Below are 5,704 nucleotides of genomic sequence, written 5' to 3'. Positions count from 1 at the left end.
TAGCGGACAGTAATAATTGGCAATATGAGTGGCACCCTTTGGGAGATTGACCTTTCAGGTATCACCAATACCACCATACCTGCAAGTAGATTCAAATGTGTGGGCAATGATTGGCAGTATCTAAACAAGGTAGTGCTCCCGGCAGGTCTTACCGATATCGGAGATGCGGCTTTCTATAAGTCTCACATCACCCGGATAAACTTCCCCAATGGACTTAAGACCATTGGATACGACGCTTTCAGAGATAGTAATATCGAGAGTGCCATGCTGCCCGACAGCTATTGCAGTGCTGACGCCACTTCCGGGAATGGAGTGTTCATGAATGCATATATGCTGAAAGAACTCAGTATCGGCTCCAATGTGAAAATCCTCGGATCATCTTTCCTTCAGAACTGCGTCTCGCTTCAGAACTTTACATTACCCGATAATGTGGAAGAAGTGTGGGAAAATGGATGTTCAGACTGCTGGAACAACGACTTTGGCAGTTTGTCTCATGTTAAAAAATTTGGCAAATATAGTATGATGAAAACGGCTGTAACCGCCATTAAACTCGACAATGTAACAGATATGAGCAACAATGTCTTCTACGCATGTTCAGAACTTAAAAGCGCGGAACTCGGAGAACGATTTTTCAAATTTGATAAATATAGCTATGGTAATTTCGTGGCATGTCCAAAGCTCACCACCTTCAAAGTGAATAGTCCCACGATGTGCCATTATTATAGTGTGTTTACCAATGAGTATTTAGCCAACATGACGCTGCAAGTTCCCAACTACCTTGTAAATACCTACAAAGCCGATGGGAACTGGTTGAAGATGGGACACATAGAAGGCTTTAGCACCGAAACCGCTGATTGGTTGCATATACAAGAAAACCTCACTTTCGGGGCACGTCAACGCATGGAAGGACGCCCCAACATCTATATAAACAACGGTCTTATATTCAAGATAGGAGGTGAAACTGCCCAACAGTTTGGCAAATTCCAAATACATGCCGACCGTGAGAATGAAAGTTACACACAGATCATCAGTACCTGTCCCAATGTGGATATCACCACAGCGGATATATGCCAATACACGTGCAATGATCACAACTATTCGCACGCTTATGCATGGTATGCACTCTGTCTGCCCTACGATGTGTGCGTGGACGACATCAAGCCCACAGAGGGCGATTTTGCCGTGAGATACTATGATGGAGCCAACCGCGCTACTAATGGCGCGACTGGCAGCTGGAAAGATTTTGAATCGGGTGCTGTCATCCCTGCGGGAACAGGATTCATCTATCAGGCCAGCAAGGATGGCGTATGGAGTCATTTCCCATCTCATGGCACCGGCGGAAACCAAATCATGAGCCCCAACGCGCATACAACCACACTTGCGACCTACGCAGCTGAAGCTCCTGCCAATCAGAGCTGGAATTTGGTTGGCAATCCCTACCAATGCTACTACGATGCCAAGCAAATGGAATTCAATTCACCCATCACCGTGTTCACTCCGTATTATGGTGGCTTCCAATACAATGCTTATTCGCTGACTGATGACAACTATATTCTTCGTCCAAACGAAGCTTTCTTCGTACAACGACCGGAAGGTATAGAGAGCATAACTTTCGCATTGGCAGGCAAGCAAACCGATAATACCGTCCACACCGCAGGCGCGAAACCCATACAGATGGAAGCAACAAGCAGCCGACAATTGCTCGACTTGACCATCAGCAAGGACGATCAGAACGACCGTACACGCGTGGTGGTGAATGAGAAAGCCTCTATCGACTATGAAATGTCTTGCGATGCCGGTAAATTCTTTGGTGAGGGGCTTCAAATCTATACCATCGGAAACGATGGCTCTTGTTATGCCATCAACGAACGCCCGTTGGGTGAAGGCATGGTAACTGTGGGTATCATCATACCTGCCGATGGAGAATACACTTTTGCGCTGACCCGCAACGAAGCCAGCCGCGTGGTATTGGTAGATATGGAAACCGGCACACAAACCGATCTGACTTCCGGCAACTATAGCTTCCAAGCTGTCAAGGGCACTGATAACGAACGCTTCGCACTGAAGATTGAAGGTAAACCAACCGGCATTGAAACCATTTCAAACACCGAAATCAAGACAAGAGCTGTTTACGACCTCACAGGTCGATTGGTAGGTAACTCTATTCAAGGACTGAAGCGAGGCATTTATATCGTGAACGGCAGAAAAATTTATGTAAAATAAGTAAAGACTGCCCTATGAGAAGAAAAAGATATTTAATGATGGGGATGTGGCTGATAGGCTGCATCACCGCATTCGGACAAGGGAAAGGTGGATTCAATCCACCGAACCCCGGAGAGCCCGATGCACCTAATTTGCCCCATCGGCTTACCGTATTGGCGGAGCCGGTGCAAGGAGGCAATCCTTCGCCAACGGGAAAATACGTCCAAGGTGCTATCGTAAACCTGAGGGCTAATCCCGCTATGGGATATAAATTCACGAAGTGGACCAATGAGGATGGTGTTGTGGTTTCAGAGAAATCGTCGTTCAACATCACTAAGAAAGAAACTCCGGAGACGTTCACAGCCCATTATATCTACCAGCCGGGCAGTCCCGGGGAACCCGACGACCCATGGCTGACACTCACCATACCCCTGACAGTCATTGCGAGCGAGGGTGGCTACGTGAGTGGAGGTGGCAAGTATTTGCCCGGCAAGAAAGTAACGGTGAACGCTTCGCCTTCAACCAACTATGTGTTCAGCCATTGGAGCAGTCAGGATGTGGAACGGCTCTCCGAGACGGCAAGTTTCACCTACACCGTAAGAAATCAACGCGACACACTGGTGGCTCATTTCAAGTTCGTCCCGGCATCGCCCAATGAGCCCGATGCTCCGGATCTTACGCCTAAACATCACATCTTCACTATTGCCACTGAGGGGGGAATCGTGTCAGCGGATCAATACATAGCTGAGGGGAAGACTGTTACCATCAGTAGCAGCTGTAATGTGGGCTATGTTTTCTTGGGGTGGTTTAAGGATGGGCAGCCATACAACAACAATCCCAGCTTCTCTTATACAATGGGAGAAACCGATGTAAGCTTTGAAGCTCGCTTCCAATTCAACCCTGCCGCACCAGACGAGCCTAACTTCCCAAGTTCTGCGAAGAAACAGGTGTTCTATATTGAGCGCACCAACGGCTTCCAAGGGGAAGAAATGAACCTGTCGGTGTTTCTCTCTTCACTCAATGACATCGGCGATATGACATTTCAACTGTCATTTCCTGCGCAACTCATGCCATCGATAGAGGAAGGTGTAACCTATTCTGAGAGACTGGAGAAATATCCTACGAAGACTTGTGTGAAATCGGATGACACAACACTGAAATTCACCTTTGCCGGGGATACGCTTCGGGCAGGCAACGGCGCGTTGGTAACCTTTAAAATCAAAGTGCCAAATGAACTCCCCACAGGCAAACGCTACCCGGTGCGCATGGCGCAAATCTCGTTTACTGAAGTAGGGGCTGAGACAAGCACGACAGCCAACGCGCGAAACAGCCATATAGGGGTGTACAAACATGGCGACGTGAATGGCGATAACAGCATTGATCTTGCGGACGTTCATGCCGTAATGCTCTTTATCAAGGGATTGGTAGAGCCGTCTGACGGATTCATACGCGAGGCCGCTGATTATAACAAAGATGGTATCGTGGATGAAATCGACTTAGAACACCTTATCACTCTATCGCAGAGCAGCGTTATAGATATAGAGGCGAAAGCTTCAGCCAACAGTTTGTCAATGTCTGCATTCGAGACTTCGCAGAATGTCACGCACAGGTGTATGGAAAGTATTGAGGTCTGCCTTACCAACGAAGTGGATGTGTGGGGCGTACAGTTTGATGTGTTCCTGCCGGAGGGTATGACGCTCGATATGGAAATGCCCGACCAAAATCCTTTGGAACGAAACACGCTACGCACCGGCGAGGAAACTGACAACTTCAAGCAGATAGCCACGCCTTTGAAAGATGGTTGGACACGCATACAACTTTACCCCTCATCGGTGGAACGCTTCATCACGGGCTTTGAGGGCGAGCTGCTCAGAATGCACTACTGCACCGACAGTCGATTGCCGTTGGGAACAGCAACTATTGAACTTCGCAACGTGGTATTGATTCTGCAACGACTTGATTACGATCACCCGGTGGCTTTGCCATGCAAGGTGCAAGTAAAAGACTTTATCCCCTCTCCTTACGATGCAGATATGGTCATCGATGAATCGCACTTTAGCACATTTGTGGCTCCTTTTGATGTACCCATACCTCAGGGAGTAAAGGCTTATGTCTTGACCAATCAGGACGGAAAGACCGCCTATGCACAAAAGCTCAACAATACCATCCCTGCCAACACGCCGGTATTGGTGTATTCCGATGAGATGACAAACCTCCTGTTTAGCGGGCGACTTAATTCGCAAAATCCCGTAACGTACGGCATATTGACAGGTGTGTTCAAAGAAACCATGGCTCAAGCCACTTCATTCCTCTTGGAGGTACAAACAAATGGAGACCCTCACTTGCGTTTGGCTTCCGGAACCTCAACCATAATACATCCCGGTCGTGCTTATATCGCGGATCTGCCTGTCGTGGATGGTACAGACTTGAACATAAGTTGGGACGAAGTACCTAATGGCATCGTGCCTATCTTTATAGACAAAGAAGATCAAACTATCTACGATTTGCAAGGAAGAAAGTGCTATCCCACACGCCCCGGCATCTATATCAAGGGGGGACGGAAAGTGATTTGCAAATAACGCGAAGAACATCGGGATTTTTCCATGATATGCTTTAGCAATGATGAAGTGAAAGTAAATGACTCTCTTTGAATCAAAGTAGAGGAAAACAGACAATATAATCCCAAATTGGTCATTATAGGATTAAACATTTTTATTTCTGTCCGCTAAAACTTTTTTGAGCATAAAAAATTAGGGCTGGATTCCTCGCATGGAATTCAGCCCTTTTACTTAGTCGTCCCTCAAGAACTACGCGAATTCGGGATAAGAAAATCTTTAGAAAAGTTTCAATAGCCTTGATTTCTCTACGTGTACCGGCAGTGCTTCCGGCTTATTCTCAAAGAAACAACAGGCCGTAAGAGCAGAACACAAGTTCATGATGAAATTATGTATTGATCGATGCCGTGAATGTACAAGATTAGTCTTGTTCTTGAGCAACTCATTGATACATTCCCATTGTCCGGAAGATAAACCCTTCAAAAAGTACTATCGTTTTATCAAAAAAGTACTATCGTTTTATCAAAAAAGTACTATCGTTTTATCAAAAAAGTACTATCGTTTTGCACAAAAAGTACTATCGTTTTATCGAAAAAGTACTATCGTTTTTAAATAAGCTCGCATATTTATTGGGAAAAGCCTGTAATTCCTACTATCAGGGCTTGCTCGGGACTTGCACTCGTTGGATAATCTTCATGCCAAGCGTACAACGAAAAAGCCTCACGGATTTCTCCGTGAGGCTTCGCTAAAAAAAGGCAGCTACCTACTCTCCCACATTGCATTGCAGTACCATCGGCGCAACCGGGCTTAACTTCTCTGTTCGGGATGGGAAGAGGTGGAACCCCGGCGCAATAACCACCTGAATATCGTTAAATAAAACACATATCAACAAGCATAAGTAAAGAATTGCTGAAAACAATGAAGAAGTTATTTACAGTACAACTCAA

General features: G+C 46.3%; 2 protein-coding genes, 1 rRNA gene and 1 pseudogene. 2 read left to right on the top strand and 2 right to left on the bottom strand.

The genetic code is table 11. The annotated features are described in order from the left end of the window. The first annotated feature begins 24 nt into the window (after window positions 1-24). Together ETF27_RS10655 and ETF27_RS10650 are read left to right on the top strand one after the other, a co-directional pair. Window positions 25-2,223 (top strand): leucine-rich repeat domain-containing protein, encoded by a 2,199-nt coding sequence (locus ETF27_RS10655; protein WP_147785815.1) that lies wholly within the window; start codon window positions 25-27, stop codon window positions 2,221-2,223. A gap of 14 nt (window positions 2,224-2,237) precedes the next feature. After that, window positions 2,238-4,781, top strand: a complete 2,544-nt coding sequence (locus tag ETF27_RS10650) for an InlB B-repeat-containing protein (RefSeq protein WP_130830297.1) — start codon at window positions 2,238-2,240, stop codon at window positions 4,779-4,781. Window positions 4,782-5,036: 255 nt separating this feature from the next. Here the strand turns inward: ETF27_RS10650 and ETF27_RS11600 are convergent. Further along, window positions 5,037-5,213, bottom strand: a pseudogene (locus tag ETF27_RS11600) (IS982 family transposase); the annotation flags it as partial. A gap of 294 nt (window positions 5,214-5,507) precedes the next feature. Further along, a 5S ribosomal RNA gene (rrf, locus tag ETF27_RS10640) occupies window positions 5,508-5,620 on the bottom strand. Window positions 5,621-5,704: the final 84 nt, after the last annotated feature.

The sequence above is a fragment of the Prevotella brunnea genome, assembly GCF_008016795.1.
Classification (GTDB): Bacteria; Bacteroidota; Bacteroidia; order Bacteroidales; family Bacteroidaceae; genus Prevotella; species Prevotella brunnea.
The sequence above is the reverse complement of the archived record's forward strand: the minus strand, read 5'-3'. Positions and strand labels throughout refer to the sequence as shown.